General features: G+C 60.6%; 19 protein-coding genes. 5 read left to right on the top strand and 14 right to left on the bottom strand.

Annotation, left to right across the window (positions count from 1 at the left end; translation table 11 throughout):
- The first annotated feature begins 375 nt into the window (after window positions 1–375).
- The 4 genes from nirB to cobA are packed head-to-tail and all read left to right on the top strand — an operon-like array spanning window position 376 to window position 6,638.
- Window positions 376–2,829 (top strand): nitrite reductase large subunit NirB, encoded by a 2,454-nt coding sequence (gene nirB, locus F8N49_RS09925; protein ID WP_151551279.1) that lies wholly within the window; start codon window positions 376–378, stop codon window positions 2,827–2,829.
- A complete protein-coding gene (gene nirD, locus F8N49_RS09920) occupies window positions 2,826–3,143 on the top strand; it encodes a nitrite reductase small subunit NirD (RefSeq protein ID WP_151551277.1) in 318 nt (105 codons plus the stop codon). The genes nirB and nirD overlap by 4 nt, the downstream gene beginning before the upstream one ends.
- Window positions 3,143–5,854: a nitrate reductase gene (locus tag F8N49_RS09915; protein WP_151551275.1), complete on the top strand. Its 2,712-nt coding sequence runs from the start codon at window positions 3,143–3,145 to the stop codon at window positions 5,852–5,854. Before nirD ends, F8N49_RS09915 begins: the two co-directional genes overlap by 1 nt.
- A gap of 13 nt (window positions 5,855–5,867) precedes the next feature.
- Window positions 5,868–6,638 (top strand): uroporphyrinogen-III C-methyltransferase, encoded by a 771-nt coding sequence (cobA, locus tag F8N49_RS09910; RefSeq protein WP_110646907.1) that lies wholly within the window; start codon window positions 5,868–5,870, stop codon window positions 6,636–6,638.
- Between the two features lie 69 nt (window positions 6,639–6,707).
- Here cobA and F8N49_RS09905 read toward each other — a convergent pair whose 3' ends face one another.
- The 8 genes from F8N49_RS09905 to ppsA all read right to left on the bottom strand — a co-directional run bounded on the left by F8N49_RS09905 (window position 6,708) and on the right by ppsA (window position 14,846).
- Window positions 6,708–7,742: an OmpA family protein gene (locus F8N49_RS09905; protein WP_071171582.1), complete on the bottom strand. Its 1,035-nt coding sequence runs from the start codon at window positions 7,740–7,742 to the stop codon at window positions 6,708–6,710.
- Between the two features lie 107 nt (window positions 7,743–7,849).
- Window positions 7,850–8,440 (bottom strand): RNA polymerase sigma factor SigX, encoded by a 591-nt coding sequence (sigX, locus tag F8N49_RS09900; protein WP_016773832.1) that lies wholly within the window; start codon window positions 8,438–8,440, stop codon window positions 7,850–7,852.
- 90 nt (window positions 8,441–8,530) lie between these two features.
- Window positions 8,531–9,355 carry a mechanosensitive ion channel domain-containing protein gene (locus F8N49_RS09895; protein ID WP_016773831.1) on the bottom strand — a complete coding sequence of 275 codons (825 nt, stop codon included), beginning with the start codon at window positions 9,353–9,355 and terminating at the stop codon, window positions 8,531–8,533.
- A gap of 2 nt (window positions 9,356–9,357) precedes the next feature.
- Window positions 9,358–9,606, bottom strand: a complete 249-nt coding sequence (locus tag F8N49_RS09890) for a hypothetical protein (protein ID WP_003223293.1) — start codon at window positions 9,604–9,606, stop codon at window positions 9,358–9,360.
- A gap of 63 nt (window positions 9,607–9,669) precedes the next feature.
- The gene (locus tag F8N49_RS09885; protein WP_151551273.1) at window positions 9,670–10,665 is read right to left on the bottom strand and encodes a zinc transporter ZntB; all 996 of its coding nucleotides are present in this window, start codon (window positions 10,663–10,665) and stop codon (window positions 9,670–9,672) included.
- Between the two features lie 21 nt (window positions 10,666–10,686).
- On the bottom strand, window positions 10,687–11,178 hold the full coding sequence (rraA, locus tag F8N49_RS09880) for a ribonuclease E activity regulator RraA (RefSeq protein ID WP_039762996.1): 492 nt from the start codon (window positions 11,176–11,178) through the stop codon (window positions 10,687–10,689).
- Between the two features lie 210 nt (window positions 11,179–11,388).
- Window positions 11,389–12,378: an alpha/beta fold hydrolase gene (locus tag F8N49_RS09875; protein ID WP_151551271.1), complete on the bottom strand. Its 990-nt coding sequence runs from the start codon at window positions 12,376–12,378 to the stop codon at window positions 11,389–11,391.
- A 98-nt stretch (window positions 12,379–12,476) separates the two neighbouring features.
- The gene (gene ppsA / locus F8N49_RS09870; RefSeq protein ID WP_039762994.1) at window positions 12,477–14,846 is read right to left on the bottom strand and encodes a phosphoenolpyruvate synthase; all 2,370 of its coding nucleotides are present in this window, start codon (window positions 14,844–14,846) and stop codon (window positions 12,477–12,479) included.
- Between the two features lie 174 nt (window positions 14,847–15,020).
- Here ppsA and F8N49_RS09865 point away from each other — a divergent pair, with 174 nt between their 5' ends.
- Window positions 15,021–15,839, top strand: coding sequence for a pyruvate, water dikinase regulatory protein (locus tag F8N49_RS09865; RefSeq protein WP_016773826.1), 819 nt, complete (start codon window positions 15,021–15,023; stop codon window positions 15,837–15,839).
- Window positions 15,840–15,972: 133 nt separating this feature from the next.
- Here F8N49_RS09865 and prpD read toward each other — a convergent pair whose 3' ends face one another.
- From prpD to F8N49_RS09830, 6 genes are all read right to left on the bottom strand, one after another.
- On the bottom strand, window positions 15,973–17,457 hold the full coding sequence (prpD, locus tag F8N49_RS09860; protein WP_122750986.1) for a 2-methylcitrate dehydratase: 1,485 nt from the start codon (window positions 17,455–17,457) through the stop codon (window positions 15,973–15,975).
- A gap of 114 nt (window positions 17,458–17,571) precedes the next feature.
- Window positions 17,572–18,762 (bottom strand): 2-methylaconitate cis-trans isomerase PrpF, encoded by a 1,191-nt coding sequence (prpF, locus tag F8N49_RS09850; protein ID WP_151551267.1) that lies wholly within the window; start codon window positions 18,760–18,762, stop codon window positions 17,572–17,574.
- 52 nt (window positions 18,763–18,814) lie between these two features.
- On the bottom strand, window positions 18,815–21,409 hold the full coding sequence (gene acnD / locus F8N49_RS09845) for a Fe/S-dependent 2-methylisocitrate dehydratase AcnD (protein ID WP_151551264.1): 2,595 nt from the start codon (window positions 21,407–21,409) through the stop codon (window positions 18,815–18,817).
- 204 nt (window positions 21,410–21,613) lie between these two features.
- Window positions 21,614–22,741, bottom strand: a complete 1,128-nt coding sequence (gene prpC / locus F8N49_RS09840) for a 2-methylcitrate synthase (protein WP_122750984.1) — start codon at window positions 22,739–22,741, stop codon at window positions 21,614–21,616.
- Window positions 22,742–22,867: 126 nt separating this feature from the next.
- The gene (prpB, locus tag F8N49_RS09835; protein WP_041479146.1) at window positions 22,868–23,758 is read right to left on the bottom strand and encodes a methylisocitrate lyase; all 891 of its coding nucleotides are present in this window, start codon (window positions 23,756–23,758) and stop codon (window positions 22,868–22,870) included.
- Window positions 23,755–24,477: a GntR family transcriptional regulator gene (locus tag F8N49_RS09830; protein WP_177180867.1), complete on the bottom strand. Its 723-nt coding sequence runs from the start codon at window positions 24,475–24,477 to the stop codon at window positions 23,755–23,757. Before F8N49_RS09830 ends, prpB begins: the two co-directional genes overlap by 4 nt.
- Between the last annotated feature and the right edge of the window lie 189 nt (window positions 24,478–24,666).

The raw sequence follows: 24,666 nt of genomic DNA, 5'->3' as shown, positions 1-24,666 counted from the left end.
GCATTTGTGAACACCACAGCCCCCTGTGGGAGCGAGCTTGCTCGCGAAGGCGTCAGCCCAATCACCACAACTCTATGTGCCTGAACGCTCCACGAACGGGCAACCCGCTTCGATTCGGTGCAAAAAATCAACGCTATAACCGCGCCTAACCAATAAAACCGCGCTTCGCGTAGTTGGCACAACCACTGCATAACCCTTTTCACCATACATAAAGCCCAACCTTCAACGACGAAGGCTGCGCTTCCCGAGAGAACGGGACCAGGACAAAGGCGTCCTCGCTAGGCAACTAGCGGGACGCCTTTTTTTGTTGCGCAAAATTTGTCGAGCAAGGCCCGACGGCCCACCAGAGGCCAGCCGCAGCTCCCGGAGAAACTGATGAAAAAACTCAAACTGGTGATGATCGGCAATGGCATGGCCGGGGTGCGTACCCTGGAAGAACTGCTCAAGCTGAGCGACGAGCTCTACGACATCACCGTCTTCGGCGCCGAACCGCACACCAACTACAACCGCATCCTGCTGTCGCCGGTGCTGGCCGGTGAGCAGACGTTCGAAGAGATCGTCCTCAACGACCTCGACTGGTACCTGCAAAACAACATCAAGCTGCTGCTCAACCGCAAAGTGGTGGAGATCGACCGGGTCAAACGCCGAGTGATTGCCGAGGACGGCACCGAAGCCGAGTACGATCGCCTGCTGATCGCCACCGGCTCGACCCCGTTCATCCTGCCAATCCCCGGCAACACTTTGCAGGGCGTGATCGGTTACCGCGACATCGCCGACACCCAGGCCATGATCGACACCGCCAGGACCCACAAGCACGCCGTAGTCATCGGCGGCGGCCTGCTCGGCCTCGAAGCGGCCAATGGCCTGATGCTGCGTGGCATGCACGTCACCGTGGTGCACCTCGGCGAATGGCTGCTGGAGCGGCAACTGGACAAGACCAGCGGCCAGCTTCTGCAATCGGCGCTGGAATCCCGTGGCCTGCATTTTCGCCTTTGCGAACAGACCCAAGCCCTGCACGATGCCGGCAATGGCCGGGTCGGTTCGGTGCAGTTCAAGAACGGCGACATCATTCCTGCCGATCTGGTGGTGATGGCCGCCGGCATCCGCCCCAACACCGAACTGGCAGAAAAGGCCGGCATTCCGTGCAATCGCGGGATTCTGGTCAACGACACCCTGCAAACCTACGACCCGCGCATCTACGCAATCGGCGAATGCGCCAGCCATCGCGGCATTGCCTACGGCCTCGTTGCGCCGCTGTTCGAACAAGCCAAGGTTTGCGCCAATCACCTCGCGCAACTGGGTTTCGCTCGCTATCAGGGCTCGGTGACTTCGACCAAATTGAAAGTCACCGGCATCGACCTGTTCTCCGCCGGCGATTTCATGGGCGGCGAAGGCACCGAGACCATCACCCTCTCCGACCCGATCGGCGGCGTGTACAAAAAACTGGTGATCAAGGATGACGTGCTGGTCGGCGCCTGTCTGTACGGCGATACGGCAGATGGCGGTTGGTATTTCCGGCAGATTCGTGAGAATCACGCCATCGGCGAGATCCGCGATCACCTCATGTTCGGCGAAAACGCTTTAGGCGACGTAGGACATCAGGGCCAGGACAAAGCCATGGTCATGGCCGACAGCGCCGAAGTGTGTGGCTGCAACGGTGTGTGCAAGGGCACCATCGTCAAGGCGATTCAGGAACACGGCCTGTTCAGCGTCGATGAAGTGAAGAAACACACCAAGGCTGCCAGCTCCTGCGGCTCCTGCGCCGGCCTTGTTGAACAGATCCTGATCAATACAGTGGGTGGCGCGGCCGACGTCAAACCGAAAAGCGAAAAAGCCATCTGCGGTTGCAGCGACCTCAACCACGGGCAGATTCGTCAGGCGATCCGTCAGGAACACCTGCTGACCATCGCCGAGACCATGAGTTATCTGAACTGGCGCACGCCCAATGGCTGCGCGACCTGTCGCCCGGCGCTCAACTACTACCTGATTTCCACCTGGCCGGGCGAAGCCAAGGACGACCCGCAATCGCGTCTGATCAACGAACGCGCCCACGCCAACATCCAGAAGGACGGCACCTATTCGGTGGTGCCGCGCATGTGGGGCGGCGTGACCAACCCATCGGAACTGCGGCGGATCGCCGATGTGGCCGACAAGTACAACGTGCCGATGGTCAAGGTCACCGGCGGTCAGCGGATCGACTTGCTGGGGATCAAGAAACAGGACCTGCCCGGCGTCTGGAAAGACCTCGACATGCCGTCCGGCCACGCCTACGGCAAATCCATCCGCACCGTGAAAACCTGCGTCGGCAGCGAGTTCTGCCGCTTCGGCACGCAGAACTCGACGCAACTGGGCATCGAACTCGAGCACGACCTGTTCAACATGTGGTCGCCGCACAAAGTGAAGCTGGCCGTGTCCGGCTGCCCACGCAACTGCTCGGAAGCGGGCATCAAGGACGTAGGAATTATCGGCGTCGACTCCGGCTGGGAGATGTACATCGGTGGCAATGGCGGGATCAAGACCGAAGTCGCCGAGTTCTTCGTCAAGCTCAAGACCGCCGAAGAAGTCCGTGAATACAACGGCGCGTTCCTGCAGCTGTATCGCGAAGAAGCCTTCTACCTCGAGCGCACCGTGCACTACCTGCAACGGGTCGGTATGGAGCACATCAAGAAGAACGTGCTCGAAGACGCCGAGCGGCGTAAGGCCCTGAATGAGCGCCTGCAATTCTCCCTGTCGTTCGAACAGGACCCATGGAAAGAGCGCCTGGCGCAGCCGCAACTGAAGAAAGAATTCGACGTGATCCCCGTGAAAAACCTGGAGGTGCCGGCATGAACTGGCTCGATATCTGTGCGCTGGAAGAGATCAACGCCCTCGGTTCGCGGATCATTGCCGGGCCGAAAGGAGACATCGCGATTTTTCGTACAAGCGACGACGAGGTTTTCGCCCTCGATGACCGCTGCCCGCACAAGGGCGGCCCGCTGTCGCAGGGCCTGATCTATGGCAAGCGCGTGGCCTGCCCACTGCACAACTGGCAGATCAACCTGGAAACCGGCGAAGCTCAGGCGCCGGACATCGGCTGTGCCCATCACCATCCGGCGCGGGTCGAGAACGGCCGGGTGCAACTGGCCCTGCGGGACGCCATCTGATGAACCGCCAGACGACCGCCTCGACCTGCTGTTACTGCGGGGTCGGCTGCGGCGTACTGATCGAGCATGACGGCGAGCGCATCCTCGGCGTCAGCGGCGATCCGGCGCACCCGGCCAACTTCGGCAAACTGTGCAGCAAAGGCTCGACGCTGCACCTGACCGGCGACCTCGCCACCCGCGCCTTGTACCCGGAACTGCGCCTGGGCAAAGGCCTGGCGCGCAGCCGTACTGACTGGGATACCGCCCTCGACCACGCGACCAACGTGTTTGCCGAAACCATCGCCGAACACGGCCCGGACAGCGTGGCGTTCTACATCTCCGGGCAGTTGCTCACCGAGGACTACTACGCCTTCAACAAACTGGCGCGGGCGCTGGTCGGCACCAACAACATCGACAGCAATTCGCGGCTGTGCATGTCTTCGGCGGTGGTCGGCTACAAACGCAGCCTCGGCGCCGACGCGCCGCCGTGCAGTTACGAAGACCTGGAGCTCAGCGACTGCGTGATGATCGTCGGCAGTAACATGGCCTACGCCCATCCGGTACTTTTCCGTCGACTGGAGGAAGCCAAATCCCGTCGCCCGCAGATGAAAGTCATCGTTATCGACCCGCGTCGCACGGACACCTGCGATTTGGCTGACCTGCACCTGGCGATTCTTCCGGGCACCGATGTCGCCTTGTTCCATGGGATTTTGCATCTGCTGCTGTGGGAAGACTGGATCGATCGCGATTTCATCAAGGCGCACACCGAAGGCCTCGCCGAACTCAAGACGCTGGTGCGCGATTACACCCCGCAGATGGTTTCGCAACTGTGCGGCATCAGCATCGAGCAACTGCAGCAATGCGCAGAATGGGTCGGCACTGCGCCGAGCTTCCTGTCGCTGTGGTGCATGGGCCTGAATCAGTCCACCGCCGGCAGCGCAAAGAACAGCGCGCTGATCAATCTGCACCTGGCCACCGGGCAAATCGGCCGGCCCGGTGCAGGACCTTTCTCCCTCACCGGTCAGCCAAACGCCATGGGCGGACGGGAAACCGGCAGTCTGTCCAATCTGCTGCCGGGCCATCGCGATGCCGCCAACGCGGAACATCGCGCCGAGGTGGCGGCGTATTGGGGCGTGGATAGCTTGCCCGAGGCGCCGGGCCTGAGCGCCATCGAACTGTTCGAAAACCTGCGCAGCGGCAAAATCAAAGCGCTGTGGATTGCCTGTACCAATCCGGCGCAATCGATGCCTGATCAGAGCGCAGTCCGCGCAGCGCTTGAGGCCTGCCCTTTTGTGGTATTGCAGGAAGCCTTTCGCACCACCGAAACCGCAGCGTTTGCCGACCTGCTGTTACCCGCCGCCAGTTGGGGCGAGAAAGAAGGTTCGGTGACCAACTCCGAGCGGCGCATTTCCCACGTGCGCAAAGCGGTTGTCGCACCGGGCGAAGCGCGGCCGGACTGGGCAATCACGGTGGATTTCGCACAGCGTCTGGAGAAACGTCTGCGCCCCAGGCAGCCAAGTCTGTTCGCTTTCGATCAACCTTCGCAGTTGTTTGATGAATTCAAAGCGCTGACCCGTGGGCGAGACCTGGATCTGTCCGGGATCAGTCATGCCTTGATCGACGAGATCGGTCCGCAGCAATGGCCCTTCCCTGCCGGCGCCCGGCAAGGCACGCCACGCTTGTACGGCGACGGCATTTTCCCTACAGCCAATGGCCGCGCGCAGTTCATTGCCGATCCGTACCGCGCCGCCAAGGAACAACGCGACGCGCGCTTCCCGCTGACTTTGATCACCGGCCGCCTGCGTGACCAGTGGCACGGCATGAGCCGCACCGGCACCGCCGCGCAATTGTTCGGCCACGTCAGCGAAGCCGTGCTGAGCCTGCACCCGGACGAAATGCGGCGGCACCGCTTGCAGCCCGGCGATCTGGTCAATCTGAAAAGCCGCCGTGGCGCGGTGATTGTTGCGGTCGGCAGCGACGACAGCGTGCGTCCGGGCCAGGCGTTCCTGCCGATGCACTGGGGCGATCGCTATCTCAAGGGCGGCGTCAACACGCTGACCTTGCCGGCGTTTGATCCGCTGTCCAGGCAACCGGAGCTCAAGCACAGCGGCGTGCGTCTGGAGGCAGTCAACCTGCCGTGGCAACTGTTCGCTTTGATCGAGGGTGATGTTCAGCGGCATTACGAGACGCTACGACCGCTGTGTGAGGCGTTTTCCTACGTCAGCCTCAGCCTTGTCGGTCGTGAGCGGCCAGCGTTGCTGATACGCGCTGCACACGGCCAGGCGCCGGATCCACAGCTGCTGGGCGAGATCGACCAATGCCTGTCCTTGCTGGATGGCCCGGTTCTGGCCTATGACGATCCGCGTCGCGCCATTGGCAAGCGGGTGCGCATCGAGAACGGCCGTATCACTGCGATTCGCCTGGCCGGCGAAACCCTTGCGCAACACTGGCTGCAAAGCCTGTGGCTGGAGGGCCGCGCCGACCAACAACTGCGGCGCTGGCTGCTCGCGCCGATGAGCGCGCCGCCGGGCGCTGTCGGCGCCATTGCGACCGACAAGACCTTGTGCAATTGCGAAAACGTCAGCCTCAACGCAGTCTGCGCCGGCATTCGCCAGGGACTGGATCTGCAAGGCCTGAAAAACAATCTCCGATGCGGTACGCAATGCGGTTCCTGCGTGCCGGAAATCAAGCGTCTGCTGGCTGCCGAAGCGCGGCCGGTCGCGGTCATTTAACGAGGACAACACCATGAATGCGAAAGTCTGGCTGGTGGGCGCAGGCCCTGGCGATCCGGAGTTGTTGACGCTCAAAGCGGTGCGGGCGTTGCGCGAGGCCGATGTGGTGATGATCGATGATCTGGTCAACGACGCCGTGCTGGAGCACTGCCCGGCTGCGCGGGTGATCCCGGTGGGCAAACGCGGCGGCTGCCGTTCGACCCCGCAGGCGTTTATCCATCGGCTGATGCTGCGTTATGCGCGCCAGGGCAAATGCGTGGTGCGCCTGAAGGGCGGCGATCCGTGTATTTTCGGGCGCGGTGGCGAAGAAGCGCAGTGGTTGCGCGAGCGCGGGATTGAAGTGGAACTGGTCAATGGCATCACCGCCGGTCTGGCCGGGGCGACGCAATGCGATATTCCGCTGACGTTGCGTGGCGTGGCACGCGGAGTAACGTTGGTGACTGCGCACACCCAGGATGACAGCCAGTTGAACTGGCAGGCGCTGGCGCAAGGCGGGACGACGCTGGTGGTTTACATGGGCGTGGCCAAGCTGGGCGAGATTCGTGATCAGCTGTTGGCCGGAGGAATGGCGGCGCATACGCCAGTGGCGATGATCGAAAACGCCTCTTTGGCGCATCAGCGTGAATGTCGCAGTGATTTGACTGCGATGGCTGAGGATGCCTTGGCGTTTGAATTGAAGAGCCCGGCGATTCTGGTGATTGGCGCGGTGGCGGCCGCTGCTCAAGAGCAAAAGATCGCAGCCTTCGGCAGCTCCGGGACGGCGTACAACGCGCAGGCGCTTTAAGGGGCGAAGCCAAATCGCAGGCAAAGAAAAGCCCGGCCTGAGCCGGGCTTTTCCATCAGCGGCAGCTAATTACTTAGCTTGAGCTTCAACCTGCGCTTCTACGCGACGGTTTACAGCGCGGCCAGCGTCAGTTTTGTTGTCAGCAACTGGGCGGGATTCGCCGTAGCCAACAGACTGAACGCGGGACGATTCAACACCGTACTGGTTGGTCAGAACTTGCTTAACGGCGTTTGCACGACGCTCGGACAGTTTCTGGTTGTAAGCGTCAGGACCGACGGAGTCAGTGTGACCTTCAACAGTAGTGGTGGTGGATGGGTACTGCTTCATGAAGTCAGCCAGGTTCTTGATGTCGCCGTAGCTGTTTGGCTTGACTACCGACTTGTCGAAGTCGAATTTCACGTCCAGCTCAACACGAACAACTTCAGCAACTGCTGGGCAGCCATCAGCGTCAACGGTTACGTTGGCTGGGGTGTCCGGGCACTTGTCAACGTTGTCGCAAACGCCATCGTTGTCGCTGTCGGAGCAGACTTCAGCAGGTGCTGGAACTGGAGCAGCAGCTGGCTTGGAGCCGCCACCGAAGTTCACACCGATACCGACGCTAGGAGCCCACTCGGTGTCGCCCTGGTCGATGTTGTACTGAGCTTCAACGCCGGCACGGGCGTAGAAGTTCTCGGTGAAGTACAGCTTGGCACCGCCGCCAACGTTGGCGAAGGTGGAACGGTTACGACCGTTCGAACCGTTCTGGTCGATGCTCTGGTCAGAGAAACCGGCCGAAACGTATGGACGAATCATGTCGCCTGGGTTGTTGAAGTGGTACAGAGCGTCCAGAGCGGTGTTAGCGCCTTTGACGTTCTTGCCATCGTCGGCACGTACGTTGTGCACTTCGTCGTAGCCCAGACGCAGTTCAACGTCGTCGGTCAGGAAGTAACCGATCGAACCGCCGAACAGGTTGCCGTTGTTCTTGAAGTTACGAGCGCTGTCGAATTGTTCTTTCTTAGCGAAGCCTTCGATTTCAACTGCGCCTTGGCCTTGTGCCAGAGCGCCGATCGAAGTGGCGGCAATCAGAGAACCAATGGCCAAGCCCAAGGTGTTTTTCAGTTTCATCCGTTAAATCCCCATCTGGTGATTGTGAAGCAGTCCCGCAAACCGGGGGACAACTCGGCGGCAAGTCTATCAGAACTTGCCTACACGTAAGAGATATTTGCGCTGAACTAAGTTTCAGCAATGCCTGCAAATTTCTCACGCAATTTATCTAGAGCGCGTTTGTAACGCATTTTTGTCGCACTCAAACCCATGTGCATGATGTCTGCGATCTCCTGAAACTCCAGCTCTGCGACAAATCGTAGCACCAGAATTTCGCGGTCAATCGGATTCACATACACCAGCCAGCGATCAAGCCCACCCTTCTCCTCCGGCTTCGGCGCCTTTTCTTCAGACGCTTCTTCAAGAGGGTCCAGACTGAGAGCGTCCATCAAGCGACGCTTACGCCGTTCCTTCCGATACTGCGTGATGCATTCGTTGTAAGTGATGCTGTAAAGCCAGGTTTTGAACTTCGATTTCCCCTCGAAGTTCTTCAGGCCGTACAGCACCTTCAGCATCACTTCCTGACAGACATCGTCTGCGTCGCGATCGTTCCCAAGATATCTCGCGCAGACGTTAAATAATGTTCGCTGGTAACGCCGCATCAACTCTTCGTAGGCGCGCGTTACGTGAAACAGCTCGGTATGCGAGCGCGCGACCAACTCCTCATCAGAGAGCTCGCGGGGGTCGTAGCGCGTGGATAGCGGTTGGGCTTTATTCAAAACAAGTCGTGCCGACAGTCAGGTCAATGTCCGCCACAACCAGCCTCGGCTGGCATTTTGCGGCGGCATACATTAGCAGGGTTTGCCGGTTTAGCGGCTACTCACATGCTGTTCCAGCAGGATCCGATTGGAGAGAGAGACTAGCTCACCCTCATCGGTCAGCAATGTGGTTTTAACCGTGCCGATCTCTTCGATCTGGCCTTCGACCTCGCCAACACGCACTTGTTGCCCAACCTCGTACAGCTCACGCACATAGATTCCCGCAAGAATCTGACCGGCAATTTCCCGGCTTCCCAAACCCATGGCCAGCGCAACTGCCAGACCAACGGTAATCAATACGATAACAATCACATGGTTCAGCAGGTCAGTCTTGACCTCGAGCTGGCTGATCGCAACCGAGATGCTGATGATGATCACCAGCCCCTGCGCGATCCGCCCCAACCCCGAAGCGTAGTCCAGGCCTACGCCTTCTGCTGCGCCGCGCACCAGCCCGTTGGCCAGTTGCGCCAACAGGACCCCGACCAGCAACACCAGCGCGGCGCCGAATACTTTCGGCAGATACAACGCCAGCATGTCCAGCGTAGCTGAAACTCGCTCGAGGCCAAGGGATTCTGCCGCAGAAACCAGAAAAATCAGCAGAACGAACCAGTAGACGATTTTACCGATCAGCGTCGAGATCGGCACCTGCAGCCCGGCACGCGACATCAGCTTGGTCAGCCCGGTGCCGCCCATCAGGCGATCGAGGCCCAGTTTTGCGAGCAATTTGGAGAGCAAGGTGTCGAGCAGCTTGGCCACGACGAAACCCAACAGCAGCACAACCAGTGCGCCGAACAGGTTCGGAATGAAGTTAGCGACTTTGGTCCACAACGCAGTCATTGCAGTGACGAGGCTCTGAGTCCAGAGATCAAGTTCCATATTCAATCAGCCTTATCAGCAGTGCGAGCGGTAGTTTTACGAAGACGGGAAACCGGCGAGACATGCGCCGAGCCATTGTTCAGGGCGATCATCAGCGCGGGCAGCCAGCGGCCCAGCAGGCTGAACAGATCACCGGCGCCGACCTGGCGGTTGGCGGTTTTGAGTACGCGGCCCAGGCACGCATCGTCGTCGCGGCTGGACGGCGAAGCGTTGAGCATGTCGCGCAAAGACTGTTCAAACGGATCGTGCATACGCACCTCTCGTGATGTCTGTGAAAGACGCGGGCAGATTTGCTCGGGTCACATGCGCCATGTTCACACCCAGCGCAATCGACGGAACAACCACCACTGGCCGCATGCCAGGGCGAGCACCGTCAGACAGGCGATCAGGAAGCCATACGGGCTTTCGGCGAACGGAATACCGCCGACATTTATCCCGAGCAGACCGGTGATGAAACTCATCGGCAAAAAGATGCAGGTAATGATGCCGAAGCGATACATGGTGCGGTTCATGTGCACGCTCAAACGCCGGTCTTCGGCCTCCAGCACAAGCCCCACGCGCTCTCGAGTCAATTCCAGCTCTTCCAGATAACGGGTCAGGCTGTTGTTCAATTCGTTCCAGTAGTCGGCGTCGTCTTCGACGAACCACGGCAGTTTGATCCGCGTCAGCTGTCCGAAAATATCCCGCTGTGGGGCGAGAAAACGCTTCAGCCCAGCGGCTCTGCGGCGGATGTGCAAAATGGCCCCGTGCTCGGGGGTATACCGTTCGTCGGCGTCGAGTTTTTCTTCCTCTTCATCGACCACTTCCGACAGGCACGCAACCAGATCCTGCACTTTATTGGTGAGGAACTGCGCCAGATACAGCATCAATTCCGAGGAAGTTTTCGGCCCTTTGCCCTCAACCAGCAGCGCCAGCAACTCATCCGTAGCCCGCAACGGACGCAAGCGCAGGGAAATCACCCGCTGAGCCGAGGCGAAAATCCGCACCGAGACCATGTCTTCCGGCTCGGCGCCCGGGTTGAGATTGACCCCGCGCAGAAACAGCAGCAGCTCGGAGTCGGGCAATGGCAACAGACGCGGGCGGGTGTTCTCTTCCAGCAACAGATCGCAGGTGAATTCATTGAGCCCGCTGGATTTGCGCAGCCAGGTACGGGTCTGCGGATGGCTGCGATCCCAGTGCAACCAAAGGCTTTCATGGGCCTGCAGCTGCAAATCGTCGAGCTCAGTCCGGGCTATCGAACGCGCACCACCCTTGCCATCCAGCACCAGGGCATGCACCAGCCCCCATTGCGCGTTTTCTTCCTCGAACATCCGCATCCCTTGTCGAAAACCTTATTCAGGCATTTTCAGCGGAGTCGGCGAAACGATCACGCCGTTGTTGTCCGCATAAATGTACTGGCCCGGGTGGAACGTCACGCCGGCGAAAGTCACCGGGACGTTGAGGTCGCCAATGCCGCGCTTGTCGGTTTTCATCGGATGGCTGGCCAGCGCCTGCACGCCGAGATCGGTCTGCGCAATGACGTCGACGTCACGGATGCAACCGTAGATCACCAGCCCTTCCCAGCCGTTCTGCGCGGCCTTGGCGGCGATCATGTCGCCCAGCAGGGCGCGGCGCAGCGAACCGCCGCCATCGACCACCAGCACTTTGCCTTTGCCGTTGAGTTCGGCCTGCTCCTTGACCAGCGAATTGTCTTCGAAGCATTTGATGGTCACGATTTCGCCACCGAAGGAATCCCGGCCGCCGAAATTGCTGAACATCGGTTCCAGCACCTGCACCAGTTCCGGGTAGGCGTCGCACAGGTCAGGCGTAAGGTAATGTTCCATCGAAAAACTCCTGTAACAAGGAAGACGATCAAGGATGCCGCATTCTGATGAGACGAGTTCCGGCGATCGCTGTTTACCTTAGTCCACGCCATGGTCGCTGAGCGAACCTGAACCGCGGCTGAAACGTTATCGCTAAACAGTCACGAAATATGACTGGAACCGCACAATGCGTCATATCTTAGCCGCAAGCCAGGCTGAACGGAACGCCCCTCACACTGCGGCGGCCAGATTCGCTGGCTGCTCAAGCAACGGTGTCTGCTGATCCTTCAACCAGCGCGCCACCAGCGGCCACACTTCAGCCTGCGCTGCTTTGCTCACCAGCATTTCGACATGGCCGAAATTATCCGAGAAGCCCTGCTCGCGGCCCAGATTGATGAACTGCTTGTGCTCGGAGCCGATCTGCTCGAACAGCTTGCGGCAGGCCCATGCCGGATCCTGATGATCGCCCGCTGCGGTCACGGCCAACACCGGCACCTGCACCTCGGCAAGTCCGGCCCACCAGTCCTTGTCCTTGTCGCCGAAGCGGCCGAACAAGCCGTACCAGCGCATGCTTTCGATGGCCAGGCCGATCGGCTCGTCTTCCGGGCCGCGTTTGAGGCGTGAGCCGGACAACTGCGCGAAACGCTTGAGAATAAAGCGCCCGCCCCACTCCACCGGTGGGATTTTCAACGGCCAGTAGGTGCGGCTGACCTGCGTGCCGAAAAACGCCGCCGAGGCCACGGCCGGTTCGCCGAGATATTCGCCACCGAGCGCCGCCGCCAGGGTAATGCCGCCGAGCGAATGGCCGATCCAGTGCGGGATCTGTCCGCTCTGCTCACGCACGAACGCGGCAATCGCCGGCAGATCGTAACGGGCATAATCGGCCACGCGGTTGCGCCGATAGTCTTCGTTGCGCTGGGACAGGCCGTGACCGCGCATTTCCGGAATCCACACGTCGAAGCCCAGCCGCGTCAGATACGCGCCGAGACCGAGGCCTTTTGGGGAAAACCAGAAGCGCCGATTGGAAAAGCTGCCGTGCAACAGAATCACCGGCACGCCGCGTGGCGCCGTGTCATCGGCCATGCCCAAACGGGTGACGGCGATTTCCACGGACCAGTCCGGGCTGTTGCCGGGTTTCAATCGATAGACGTCTTCGCTCAGATCGCCGCGCCGCTCGGCGCTGATCAGCGCGACAGGAAACAGGTTGCTGCTGCTTTGCATAATGCTCTTGCACAAAAAAGGGCGGCATCCGCTGGAGCCCGCCCTACTTCAATCTCAAGGCCCGCTCCCACATGGGGCGCGGGCCAATTACATACTGATCAAGCCTGGCCTTCGGCGAGGAAGAACCAGGTTTCCAGCACGGTGTCCGGGTTCAGCGACACGCTTTCGATGCCCTGTTCCATCAGCCACTTGGCCAGATCCGGGTGGTCCGAAGGACCCTGACCGCAGATGCCGATGTACTTGCCGGCCTTGTTGCAGGCCTGAATGGCGTTGGCCAACAGCTTCTTCACCGCCGGATTCCGCTCGTCGAACAGGTGCGCGATGATCCCGGAGTCACGGTCCAGACCCAAAGTCAGTTGGGTCAGGTCGTTGGAGCCGATCGAGAAACCGTCGAAGAATTCGAGGAATTCCTCGGCCAGAATCGCGTTCGATGGCAGTTCGCACATCATGATCACGCGCAGACCGTTCTCGCCGCGCTTCAAGCCGTTCTCGGCGAGCAGATCGACCACCTGGCTGGCTTCGCCCAGAGTACGGACGAACGGCACCATGATTTCCACGTTGGTCAGGCCCATCTCGTTACGCACGCGTTTCAATGCGCGGCATTCGAGCTCGAAGCAATCGCGGAACGATTCGCTGATGTAACGCGAAGCGCCACGGAAGCCCAGCATCGGGTTCTCTTCTTCCGGCTCGTAGAGCTTGCCGCCGATCAGGTTGGCGTATTCGTTGGACTTGAAGTCCGACAGACGCACGATGACTTTTTTCGGCGTGAACGCTGCAGCCAGGGTGCTGATGCCTTCCACCAGTTTGTCGACGTAGAAGTCGACCGGGTCGCTGTAACCGGCAATACGCTTGTCGACGCTATCCTTGATTTCCTGCGGCAGGCCGTCGTAGTTCAACAGCGCTTTCGGGTGCACGCCGATCATGCGGTTGATGATGAATTCCAGACGCGCCAGACCGACGCCGGCGTTCGGCAATTGGGCGAAGTCGAAGGCGCGATCCGGATTGCCGACGTTCATCATGATCTTGAACGGCAGCTCCGGCATGGCGTCGACGGAGTTCTTCTTGATGTCGAAGCCCAGTTCGCCTTCGAAGATGTAGCCGGTGTCGCCTTCGGCGCAGGATACGGTCACGCCCTGGCCATCCTTCAGCAGCTGGGTGGCGTTGCCGCAACCTACCACTGCCGGGATGCCCAGCTCACGGGCGATGATCGCCGCGTGGCAGGTACGCCCGCCACGGTTGGTGACGATGGCGCTGGCGCGCTTCATCACCGGTTCCCAGTCCGGGTCGGTCATGTCGGAAACCAGCACGTCGCCCGGCTGGACTTTGTCCATTTCCGAGACGTCTTTGATGATGCGTACTTTGCCGGCGCCGATGCGCTGGCCGATCGCCCGACCTTCCACCAGCACGGTGCCGGTTTCTTTCAGCAGGTAACGCTCCATGACGTTGGCCTGGGTGCGGCTTTTCACGGTTTCCGGACGCGCCTGCACGATGTACAGCTTGCCGTCGTCACCGTCCTTGGCCCACTCGATGTCCATCGGGCAGCCGTAGTGCTTCTCGATGATCATCGCCTGCTTGGCCAGCTCGCTGACTTCGGCGTCGGTCAGGCAGAAACGCGCGCGTTCGGCCTTGTCGACATCGACAGTCTTGACCGAACGACCGGCCTTGGCCTCGTCGCCATAGATCATCTTGATGGCTTTGCTGCCCAGGTTGCGGCGCAGGATCGCCGGACGACCGGCCTCCAGCGTGCCTTTGTGTACGTAGAACTCATCCGGGTTGACCGCGCCTTGCACGACGGTTTCGCCCAGGCCGTAAGCGCCGGTGATGAATACCACGTCACGGAAACCCGATTCGGTGTCGAGGGTGAACATCACGCCGGCGGTGCCGGTTTCCGAACGCACCATGCGCTGCACGCCAGCCGACAGGGCGACCAGTTTGTGGTCGAAGCCCTGGTGCACGCGGTAGGAAATCGCACGGTCGTTGAACAGCGAAGCGAACACCTCTTTGGCGGCGCGGATAACGTTTTCCACACCACGGATGTTCAGGAAGGTTTCCTGCTGACCGGCGAAGGACGCGTCCGGCAGGTCTTCGGCGGTGGCGGAAGAACGCACGGCCACGGCCACATCAGGATTGCCCGCCGACAGCGCGGCGAACGCGGTGCGGATCTCGGTGTTGAGCTTTTCAGGGAATTCGGCGTCCATGATCCATTGACGGATCTGCGCACCGGTCTTGGCCAGGGCATTGACGTCGTCGACGTCGAGCGCGTCGAGGGCCTTGTGGATCTGCTCGTTCAGGCCGCTCAGTTCGAGGAAGTCACGATAGGCCTGAGCCGTCGTGGCGAAGCCGCCGGGGACCGAAACACCGGCGCCTGCCAGGTTACTGATCATCTCGCCCAGGGATGCGTTCTTGCCCCCCACATGCTCAACATCGTGTTTGCCGAGCTTATCGAGGGAAACTACGTACTCTACCAAGGTGATCTCTCCACTAACTGTGTTGGAAAAGCTCAGAAACCGGCGGCCCGGGGGAGCCTTGGCCGGTTGTATGGCCTGGACCTGGAAAATAAGTGAGAATGCGGGCCAATGGCGGCCGGCAAATCGCGCCTATCATATCCAAGATTCGTTACTAGCTTAAGGCCCAAGGTGCAAATGAAACGATCTGCTTTCTTCATCTCCGATGGCACCGGCATTACCGCCGAAACCCTGGGTCAAAGCCTGTTGGCGCAGTTCGAAAACATTACCTTCAGCAAATTCACGCGGCCCTACATCGACAGCGTGGAAAAAGCGCGGGCCATGGTACAACAAATCAACAAAGCCGCTGAAACCGACGGCTTTCGCCCGATCATCTTCGACACCATCGTCAATCAGGACATTCGTGAGATTCTCGCAACGTCCAATGGTTTCATGATCGACATTTTCTCGACCTTCCTCGCGCCGCTCGAACAGGAGCTCACCGAGCATTCTTCCTACACCGTGGGCAAGTCCCATTCCATCGGGCACAACTCCAATTACATGGAGCGCATCGAGGCGGTGAACTTCGCCCTCGACAACGATGACGGCGCGCGCACCCACTATTACGACAAAGCCGACCTGATACTAGTGGGCGTGTCGCGATGCGGCAAAACGCCGACGTGTCTGTACATGGCCATGCAGTTCGGCATCCGCGCGGCCAACTATCCGCTGACCGAAGACGACATGGAGCGCCTGACCCTGCCGACGGCCCTGCGCGCGCATCAGCACAAGCTGTTCGGCCTGACCATCGACCCCGACCGCCTGACCGCGATCCGCAATGAGCGTAAGCCCAACAGCCGCTACTCGAGCTACGCCCAGTGCGAATTCGAAGTGCGCGAAGTGGAAAACCTGTTCCGCCGCGAGAACATTCCGCACATCAATTCCACGCATTTCTCGGTGGAAGAGATTTCGGCGAAGATTCTCGTGGAGAAAGGCGTTGAGCGGCGGTTCAAGTAGGTTTGCGGTGCCTGATCTGACGCTATCGCGGGCAAGCCCGCTCCCACAGGTTCTGAAGGCGTTCACAATTTCTGTGTTCATCACAATTCCCTGTGGGAGCGGGCTTGCTCGCGAAGAACGATAACGCGGTCTGTCAGAGCACAAACAGATCGATGAATCGATTCACCGCTGTGGCTTCCAGCCGCGCCTGATCCTCACAGAGCGCAAATATCTCAGCGCAACGCTGGCCGGCAAACCGCGTGGTCAGGTTGGCCTTGAACTTGTCCTCCAGCAACGGAATGCCCTCGGCGCGGCGGCGGCGATGGCCGATCGGGTACTCCACCACGACGTTGTCGGTGCTGCTGCCATCCTTGAAAAACACCTGCACGGCGTTGGCAATCGAGCGTTTGTCGGGCTCAAGGTATTCGCGGCTGAAACGCGGTTCTTCGACAATCACCATTTTTTCCCGCAGCACGTCGATGATCGGATGCGCCTTGTGGAAGTCGTCTTCGTAGTGCTCAGCCACCAGATTGCCGAATGCCAGCGGCACGGCGGTCATGTATTGCAGGCAATGATCGCGGTCGGCGGCGTTGGCGAGCGGGCCGACCTTGGAAATGATGCGGATCGCCGATTCATGGGTGGTGATGACGATGCGGTCGATCTCATGCAGGCGATTGCGAACCAGCGGATGCAAGGTCACCGCCGCCTCGCACGCCGTCTGCGCATGGAATTCGGCGGGGAAACTGATCTTGAACAGCACGTTTTCCATCACGTAACTGCCGAACGGCCGGGAAAAGCTGAAAGCGCGCTTGTCCTCGGGCTTGAGCGCCAGATCGTTGTTGGTGTGGCTGAACGATACGTCGTAGAAGCCCCACTGCTTCGCGCTCAACACACCGGGAATGCCCATCTCGCCGCGCATGGCGATGTCGGCCAGACGCACGCCACGACTCGCCGCATCCCCCGCCGCCCAGGATTTGCGCGAGCCGGCGTTCGGCGCATGCCGATAAGTGCGCAGTGCCTGACCGTCGGCGAAGGCGTGGGACAGTGCCGACAACAGCTGCTCGCGATTGGCGCCCATCAGTCGGGCGCTGACGGCAGTTGAAGCGACTTTCACCAGAATGACGTGATCCAGTCCTACGCGGTTAAAGGAGTTTTCCAGGGCGATCACGCCTTGAATCTCGTGGGCCATGATCATTGCTTCCAGCACATCGCGGACCGTCAGCGGCGCCTCACCGTTGGCGATGCGTTTCTGTGACAGGTGATCAGCAACGGCGAGGATGGCACCGAGGTTGTCCGATGGATGCCCCCATTCGGCGGCGAGCCAAGTGTCGTTGTAGTCGAGCCAGCGGACAACGCAGCCGATATCCCAAGCGGCTTTGACCGGATCGAGGCGATAAGGGGTACCTGGCACTCGTGCACCGAACGGTACAACCGTGCCATCGACGATCGGGCCGAGGTGTTTCGTGCATTCGGGAAAACGCAGGGCCAGCAGACCACAGCCCAGCGTGTCGATCAGGCAATTGCGCGCGGTGTTCAGCGCTTCGGCGGATTCGGGCTTGAAGGTGAGGACGTAGTCGGCGATGTCCTGCAGGACTGCGTCGTAATCGGGGCGGTTGTTCAGGTCGACGTTGGCGCTCATGTTCGATTCACTCCTGTAGGAGCTGCCGAAGGCTGCGATCTTTTGATTTTGTTTTTCGCGATCAAGATCAAAAGATCGCAGCCTTCGGCAGCTCCTACCTGGTTTTGTGTTAAGTCAGAAAGAATCGCCGGGCACGCAGACGTAACCTTCCATTAGCACCCGCGCACTGCGGCTCATGATGGCTTTCTTCACCACCCACTCGCCATTCTCCAGCGTCGCCTCAGCGCCCACGCGCAACGTCCCGGACGGATGGCCGAAACGCACCGCATTGCGCTCAACCCCACCAGCAGCAAGATTGACCAACGTCCCGGAAATCGCTGCCGCCGTGCCGATCGCCACCGCTGCCGTGCCCATCATCGCGTGATGCAGCTTGCCCATCGACAACGCGCGCACCAGCAGGTCCACATCACCAGCAGCGATCGCTTTACCACTCGACGCTACGTAATCCGCAGGCTTGGCGACGAATGCGACTTTCGGCGTGTGTTGCCGCTTGGCGGCTTCTTCCAGATTGGCGATCAGGCCCATGCGCAACGCACCGTAAGCACGAATCGTCTCGAACATCAGCAACGCTTGCGGATCGCCGTTGATCGCGCCTTGCAGTTCGGTGCCGGTGTAGCCGATATCTTCGGCGTTGACGAAAATCGTCGGGATCCCCGCGTTGATCATGGTCGCCTTGAACGTGCCGACACCCGGAACCTCGAGCTCATCGACCAGATTGCCGGTGGGGAACATCGAGCCACCGCCGCCCTCTTCTTCCGCCGCCGGATCCATGAATTCGACCTGCACTTCGGCCGCCGGAAAGGTCACGCCATCGAGCTCGAAATCACCGGTTTCCTGCACTTCGCCGTTGGTGATCGGCACGTGGGCGATGATGGTCTTACCGATGTTGGCCTGCCACACGCGCACCACCGCCACGCCGTTGTGCGGAATGCGGCTGGCGTCGACCAGACCGTTGCTGATGGCGAACGAACCGACCGCCGCCGAGAGGTTGCCGCAGTTGCCGCTCCAGTCGACGAACGGCTTGTCGATCGACACTTGGCCGAACAGGTAATCGACGTCGTGATCGGCGCGGGTGCTTTTCGACAGGATCACGGTTTTGCTGGTGCTCGACGTCGCGCCGCCCATGCCGTCGATCTGCTTGTCGTAGGGATCGGGGCTGCCGATCACTCGCAGCAACAAAGCGTCGCGCGCCGGGCCTGGAACCTGCGCTGCTTCGGGCAGATCGGTGAGGCTGAAGAACACGCCTTTGCTGGTGCCGCCGCGCATGTAGGTGGCAGCGATTCTGATTTGTGGTGCGTGAGCCATGGTGCTCCTTACCGAAGGCATGGGACTTGAAATCCCATGCCCACACGTTGATTTAAACGGCGACCGCCGAGCCTTCGAGGAAGTCCTGAGCAAAGCGCTGCAACACGCCGCCGGCCTCGTAGATCGACACTTCTTCAGCGGTATCGAGACGGCAGGTCACCGGCACTTCGACGCGCTCGCCGTTCTTGCGATTGATCACCAGCGTCAGATCCGCGCGGGGTTTGCGTTCGCCGATCACGTCGTAGGTTTCGCTGCCGTCGATGGCCAGGGTGTGGCGGTTGGTGCCGGGTTTGAATTCCAGCGGCAACACGCCCATGCCCACCAGGTTGGTGCGGTGAATGCGCTCGAAACCTTCAGCGGCAATCGCCTCGACACCGGCCAGGCGCACGCCTTTCGCCGCCCAGTCACGGGACGAACCCTGACCGTAGTCAGCGCCAGCGATGATGATCAGCGGCTGCTTGCGTTGCATGTAGGTTTCGATGGCTTCCCACATGCGCATGACCTGGCCTTCCGGCTCGACACGCGCCAGCGAACCCTGCTTGACCTTGCCGTTTTCCACGACCATTTCGTTGAACAGTTTCGGGTTGGCGAAGGTCGCGCGCTGGGCCGTCAGGTGGTCGCCACGGTGAGTGGCGTAGGAGTTGAAGTCCTCTTCCGGCAGGCCCATTTTCGCCAGGTATTCGCCGGCGGCGCTGTCTAGCATGATCGCGTTCGATGGCGACAGGTGATCAGTGGTGATGTTGTCCGGCAGCACCGCCAGCGGGCGCATGCCCTTCAGCGGACGGGCGCCGGCCAGCGCGCCTTCCCAGTACGGCGGACGGCGGATGTAGGTGCTCATCTCGCGCCAGTCGTACAGCGGCGCGACTTTCGGCCCGGTGTCTTCATGCACGGCGAACATCGGAATGTAGACCTGACGGAACTGCTCAGGCTTGACCGACGACTTCACCACCGCATCGATTTCTTCGTCGCTCGGCCAGATGTCTTTCAGGAGGATTTCCCGGCCATCGACCACGCCCAGCACATCCTTCTCGATATCGAAACGGATGGTCCCGGCGATCGCGTAGGCAACCACCAGCGGCGGCGAGGCGAGGAATGCCTGTTTGGCGTACGGGTGAATGCGGCCGTCGAAGTTGCGGTTGCCGGAAAGCACTGCGGTCGCGTACAGATCGCGGTCGATGATCTCTTGCTGGATCAGCGGATCGAGGGCGCCGGACATGCCGTTGCAAGTGGTGCAGGCAAATGCCACAACGCCGAAACCGAGCTGTTCCAGCTCAGTCGTCAGCCCCGCTTCATCGAGGTACAGCGCCACGGTTTTCGAGCCCGGCGCCAGCGAGGATTTGACCCACGGCTTGCGCGTCAGGCCGAGCTTGTTGGCATTGCGCGCCAACAGGCCAGCGGCGATGACGTTGCGCGGGTTGCTGGTGTTGGTGCAACTGGTGATGGCGGCGATGATCACCGCGCCGTCGGGCATTTGCCCCGGCACGTCATCCCACTGGCCGGAGATGCCTTTGGCCGCCAGATCCGATACCGCAACGCGGGCGTGCGGGTTGCTCGGGCCGGCCATGTTGCGCACCACCGAGGACAGATCGAAAGTCAGGCCGCGCTCGTATTGCGCGCCTTTCAAGCTATCAGCCCACAGGCCGGTCAACTTGGCGTATTGCTCGACCAATTGAACCTGCTGGTCTTCACGACCGGTCAGTTTCAGGTAATCGATGGTCTGCTGATCGATGTAGAACATCGCCGCCGTGGCGCCGTATTCCGGGGCCATGTTGGAAATGGTCGCGCGGTCGCCGAGGGTCAGCGCCGCCGCGCCTTCGCCGAAGAACTCCAGCCAGGCACCAACGACTTTCTGCTTGCGCAGGTATTCGGTCAGGGCCAGGACCATGTCGGTGGCGGTGATGCCCGGTTGCAGCTTGCCCGTCAGTTCGACGCCAACGCTTTCCGGCAGACGCATCCACGACGCACGGCCGAGCATCACGCTCTCGGCTTCAAGGCCGCCGACGCCGATGGCAATCACACCCAGCGCATCGACGTGCGGGGTGTGGCTGTCGGTGCCGACGCAAGTGTCGGGGAACGCCACGCCTTCGCGCACCTGAATCACTGGCGACATTTTCTCCAGGTTGATCTGGTGCATGATGCCGTTGCCCGGCGGGATCACATCGACGTTCTTGAAGGCCTTTTTGGTCCAGTTGATGAAGTGGAAGCGGTCTTCGTTGCGGCGATCTTCGATGGCGCGGTTCTTCTCGAAGGCCTGGGCATCGAAACCGCCCGCCTCGACGGCCAGCGAGTGGTCGACGATCAGTTGCGTCGGCACCACCGGGTTGACCTGCGCCGGGTCACCACCCTGCAAAGCGATGGCGTCACGCAGACCGGCGAGGTCGACCAGCGCGGTCTGGCCGAGAATGTCATGGCAGACCACCCGCGCCGGGAACCACGGGAAATCGAGGTCGCGCTTGCGTTCGATCAGTTGCTTGAGCGAGTCGGTGAGCGTGGCCGGGTCGCAGCGACGCACAAGGTTTTCCGCCAGCACGCGGGAAGTGTACGGCAGGGTGTCGTAGCTGCCAGGCGCAATCGCCTCGACCGCCGCGCGGGTGTCGAAGTAATCCAGCGGCGTGCCGGGCAGGTTCTTGCGGAATTCTGTGTTCATCGGGTCAGGACTCGGGTCACGGTGGTTGCAAAGGGTGGGCGTTACACCGACCTTGAAATTCACCCCGAACCCTGTAGGAGCTGGCTTGCCAGCGATAGCGGTGGGTCAGTCGACATCAATGTTGAATGTGACTCAGTCATCGCTGGCAAGCCAGCTCCCACAGGGTCTTCGGTGAATCTCGGATCAGCGCTTGGCCCTCACCATTCAGCGACGTTCGATTGGCACGAACTTGCGCTGTTCGACGCCCGTGTACTCGGCGCTTGGGCGGATGATGCGGTTGTTGGCGCGTTGTTCGAACACGTGCGCGGCCCAGCCGGTCAGGCGCGAGCAGACGAAGATCGGCGTGAACAGCTTGGTCGGGATGCCCATGAAGTGGTACGCCGAGGCGTGATAGAAGTCGGCATTCGGGAACAGTTTCTTCTGCTCCCACATGGTCTTGTCGATGGCTTCCGAGACAGGGAACAACACCTTGTCGCCGACCTCGTCCGCGAGTTTTTTCGACCAGCCCTTGATCACCTCGTTGCGCGGGTCGCTGTCCTTATAGATCGCGTGGCCGAAACCCATGATCTTGTCCTTGCGCTCGAGCATGCCGAGGGTGCCTTTGATCGCCTCTTCCGGCGACGAGAAGCGCTCGATCATTTCCATCGCCGCTTCGTTGGCGCCGCCGTGCAACGGGCCACGCAGCGAACCGATCGCCGCCGTCACGCACGAGTACAGGTCCGACAAAGTCGAAGCGCAAACCCGTGCGGTAAAGGTCGAGGCGTTGAATTCGTGTTCGGCGTAGAGGATCAGCGACACGTTCATCACTTTGACGTGCAGTTCGCTTGGCTTCTTGCCGTGCAGCAAGTGCAGGAAGTGGCCACCGATGGTTGGCTCGTCGCTGACGCAGTCGATGCGCTTGCCGTCGTGGCTGAAGCGATACCAGTAGCACATGATCGCCGGGAACGCGGCGAGCAGACGGTCGGTCTTGTCGCGCTGTTCGGCGAAGTCTTTCTCCGGTTCGATGTTGCCGAGGAATGAGCAACCGGTGCGCATGACGTCCATCGGGTGGGCGTCGGCAGGAATGCGTTCAAGCACTTCTTTAAGCGCCTGCGGCAGGTCGCGCAGCTTGCTCAGTTTGCTTTGATAGTCGGCCAGTTGCGCTTTGGTCGGCAGTTCGCCGTACAGCAGCAGATAGGCGACTTCTTCAAATTGCGCATCGGCGGCCAGTTCACGCACGTCGTAGCCGCGATAGGTCAGCCCGGCTCCGGCCTGGCCCACGGTGGACAGTGCGGTTTGCCCGGCTACCTGGCCACGGAGCCCGGCGCCACTGAGTACTTTTGCTTCGGCCATTGTTGTCTCCAATCTTGAATTTGTTAGGGAGTGCGGGAAAAAGATCGCAGCCTCGTTGCACTCGTCAGCTCCTACAGGGGAATGCGGTTCATGTAGGAGCTGCCGCAGGCTGCGATCTTTTGATCTTCATTTTTTCGCAGCAAACAACGCATCGAGCTTCTGCTCGAACGTGTGGTAATCGATACGATCGTAGAGCTCCATGCGAGTCTGCATGGTGTCGATGACATTCTGTTGCGTGCCATCGCGGCGGATCGCGGTGTAGACGTTTTCCGCTGCCTTGTTCATCGCACGGAACGCCGACAACGGGTAAAGCACCAGCGAGACGTCGGCGCCAGCCAGTTGTTCGGTGGTGTACAGCGGCGTTGCGCCGAACTCAGTGATGTTGGCCAGGATCGGTGCTTTCACACGGTTGGCGAACAGCTTGTACATGTCCAGCTCGGTAATCGCCTCAGGGAAAATCATGTCAGCGCCGGCCTCGATGCACGCCGCCGCACGATCGAGTGCCGATTCCAGACCTTCCACCGCCAGCGCATCGGTACGCGCCATGATCACGAAGCTGTCGTCGGTACGGGCATCGACGGCGGCTTTGATGCGATCGACCATTTCCTGCTGGCTGACAATTTCTTTATTGGGGCGATGGCCGCAGCGCTTGGCGCCAACCTGGTCCTCGATGTGAATCGCCGCCGCGCCGAACTTGATCATCGACTTGACCGTGCGCGCGACATTGAAGGCCGACGAGCCAAAACCGGTGTCAACATCCACCAGCAGCGGCAGGTCACAAACATCGGTGATGCGGCGCACGTCGGTGAGCACGTCGTCCAGCCCGGTGATGCCCAGGTCCGGCACGCCCAGCGAGCCTGCGGCCACGCCGCCGCCGGACAGGTAGATCGCCTTGAAACCGGCGCGCTTGGCCAGCAGCGCGTGGTTGGCGTTGATCGCGCCGACCACTTGCAAAGGATGCTCGCTGGCGACCGCATCGCGGAAGCGCTGGCCCGGCGTGTTCAGGTTGGAAGTCATGCATCACCTCGTTCAGTGGCTGTCTTGTTGTGGGCGCCGTCCTCGTAGTGACGGGCGATGTTGCGTTTCGAGGCGCCGATGTGGCGGCGCATCAACAATTCCGCGAGCTCGCCGTCACGGTCGGCGATGGCATCGAGAATGCGGTGGTGTTCGGCGAAAGCCTGGTGCGGGCGATTCGGCGTGGTGGAAAACTGGATGCGGTACATGCGCACCAGTTGATACAGCTCGCCGCAGAGCATCTGCGTCAGCGTGCGATTGCCGCTGCCCTGGATGATCCGGTAATGAAAGTCGAAATCGCCTTCCTGCTGGTAGTAACCGACGCCGGCCTGAAACGCCGCATCGCGCTCGTGGGTTTCCAGCACCCGGCGCAGTTCGTCGATTTCCTCGACGCTCATGCGCTCGGCGGCGAGGCGGCAGGCCATGCCTTCGAGGGATTCACGGATTTCGTAGAGTTCGATCAATTCGGCATGGCTGAGCGAAACCACCCGCGCACCGACGTGCGGCACACGCACCAGCAGGCGCTGGCCTTCCAGACGATGGATCGCCTCACGCAGCGGCCCCCGACTGATGCCATAAGTACGCGCCAGTTCCGGCTCGGAGATCTTGCTGCCCGGGGCGATTTCGCCTTTGACGATAGCGGCCTGGATGCGGCGGAAGACGTTTTCCGACAGCGTCTCGGAATCGTCGCCGCTGATGACCGGGGGATCGAGTTGATCCAGCATGATTGTCGACACCTTTAAATCCAATTCGGCAAAAACTAGCCAATAAGACCGCATCAGTCAAAGGATAAATAGGCATTGTCGACAATCGTCTAATAACCGCAGCCAATCGATCGTCTATTAATGTGGGAGCGAGCCTGCTCGCGAAGGCGGCGGGTCAGTCGGCTACTGCATCGAATGACACAGCGC

The organism is Pseudomonas sp. GXM4 (assembly GCF_008923895.1).
Classification (GTDB): domain Bacteria; phylum Pseudomonadota; class Gammaproteobacteria; order Pseudomonadales; family Pseudomonadaceae; genus Aquipseudomonas; species Aquipseudomonas atacamensis.
Note: the sequence above shows the minus strand (reverse complement) of the source record. Positions and strands in the feature narration are given on the sequence as shown.

Excerpts from the sequence above, each read along its gene's own strand:
- nirB (WP_151551279.1), top strand. The coding sequence starts at position 376 with ATGAAAAAACTCAAACTGGTGATGATCGGCAATGGCATGGCCGGGGTG.
- nirD (WP_151551277.1), top strand. The coding sequence starts at position 2,826 with ATGAACTGGCTCGATATCTGTGCGCTGGAAGAGATCAACGCCCTCGGT.
- F8N49_RS09915 (WP_151551275.1), top strand. The coding sequence starts at position 3,143 with ATGAACCGCCAGACGACCGCCTCGACCTGCTGTTACTGCGGGGTCGGC.
- cobA (WP_110646907.1), top strand. The coding sequence starts at position 5,868 with ATGAATGCGAAAGTCTGGCTGGTGGGCGCAGGCCCTGGCGATCCGGAG.
- F8N49_RS09905 (WP_071171582.1), bottom strand. The coding sequence starts at position 7,742 with ATGAAACTGAAAAACACCTTGGGCTTGGCCATTGGTTCTCTGATTGCC.
- F8N49_RS09895 (WP_016773831.1), bottom strand. The coding sequence starts at position 9,355 with ATGGAACTTGATCTCTGGACTCAGAGCCTCGTCACTGCAATGACTGCG.
- F8N49_RS09890 (WP_003223293.1), bottom strand. The coding sequence starts at position 9,606 with ATGCACGATCCGTTTGAACAGTCTTTGCGCGACATGCTCAACGCTTCG.
- F8N49_RS09885 (WP_151551273.1), bottom strand. The coding sequence starts at position 10,665 with ATGTTCGAGGAAGAAAACGCGCAATGGGGGCTGGTGCATGCCCTGGTG.
- rraA (WP_039762996.1), bottom strand. The coding sequence starts at position 11,178 with ATGGAACATTACCTTACGCCTGACCTGTGCGACGCCTACCCGGAACTG.
- F8N49_RS09875 (WP_151551271.1), bottom strand. The coding sequence starts at position 12,378 with ATGCAAAGCAGCAGCAACCTGTTTCCTGTCGCGCTGATCAGCGCCGAG.
- F8N49_RS09865 (WP_016773826.1), top strand. The coding sequence starts at position 15,021 with ATGAAACGATCTGCTTTCTTCATCTCCGATGGCACCGGCATTACCGCC.
- prpD (WP_122750986.1), bottom strand. The coding sequence starts at position 17,457 with ATGAGCGCCAACGTCGACCTGAACAACCGCCCCGATTACGACGCAGTC.
- prpF (WP_151551267.1), bottom strand. The coding sequence starts at position 18,762 with ATGGCTCACGCACCACAAATCAGAATCGCTGCCACCTACATGCGCGGC.
- acnD (WP_151551264.1), bottom strand. The coding sequence starts at position 21,409 with ATGAACACAGAATTCCGCAAGAACCTGCCCGGCACGCCGCTGGATTAC.
- prpC (WP_122750984.1), bottom strand. The coding sequence starts at position 22,741 with ATGGCCGAAGCAAAAGTACTCAGTGGCGCCGGGCTCCGTGGCCAGGTA.
- prpB (WP_041479146.1), bottom strand. The coding sequence starts at position 23,758 with ATGACTTCCAACCTGAACACGCCGGGCCAGCGCTTCCGCGATGCGGTC.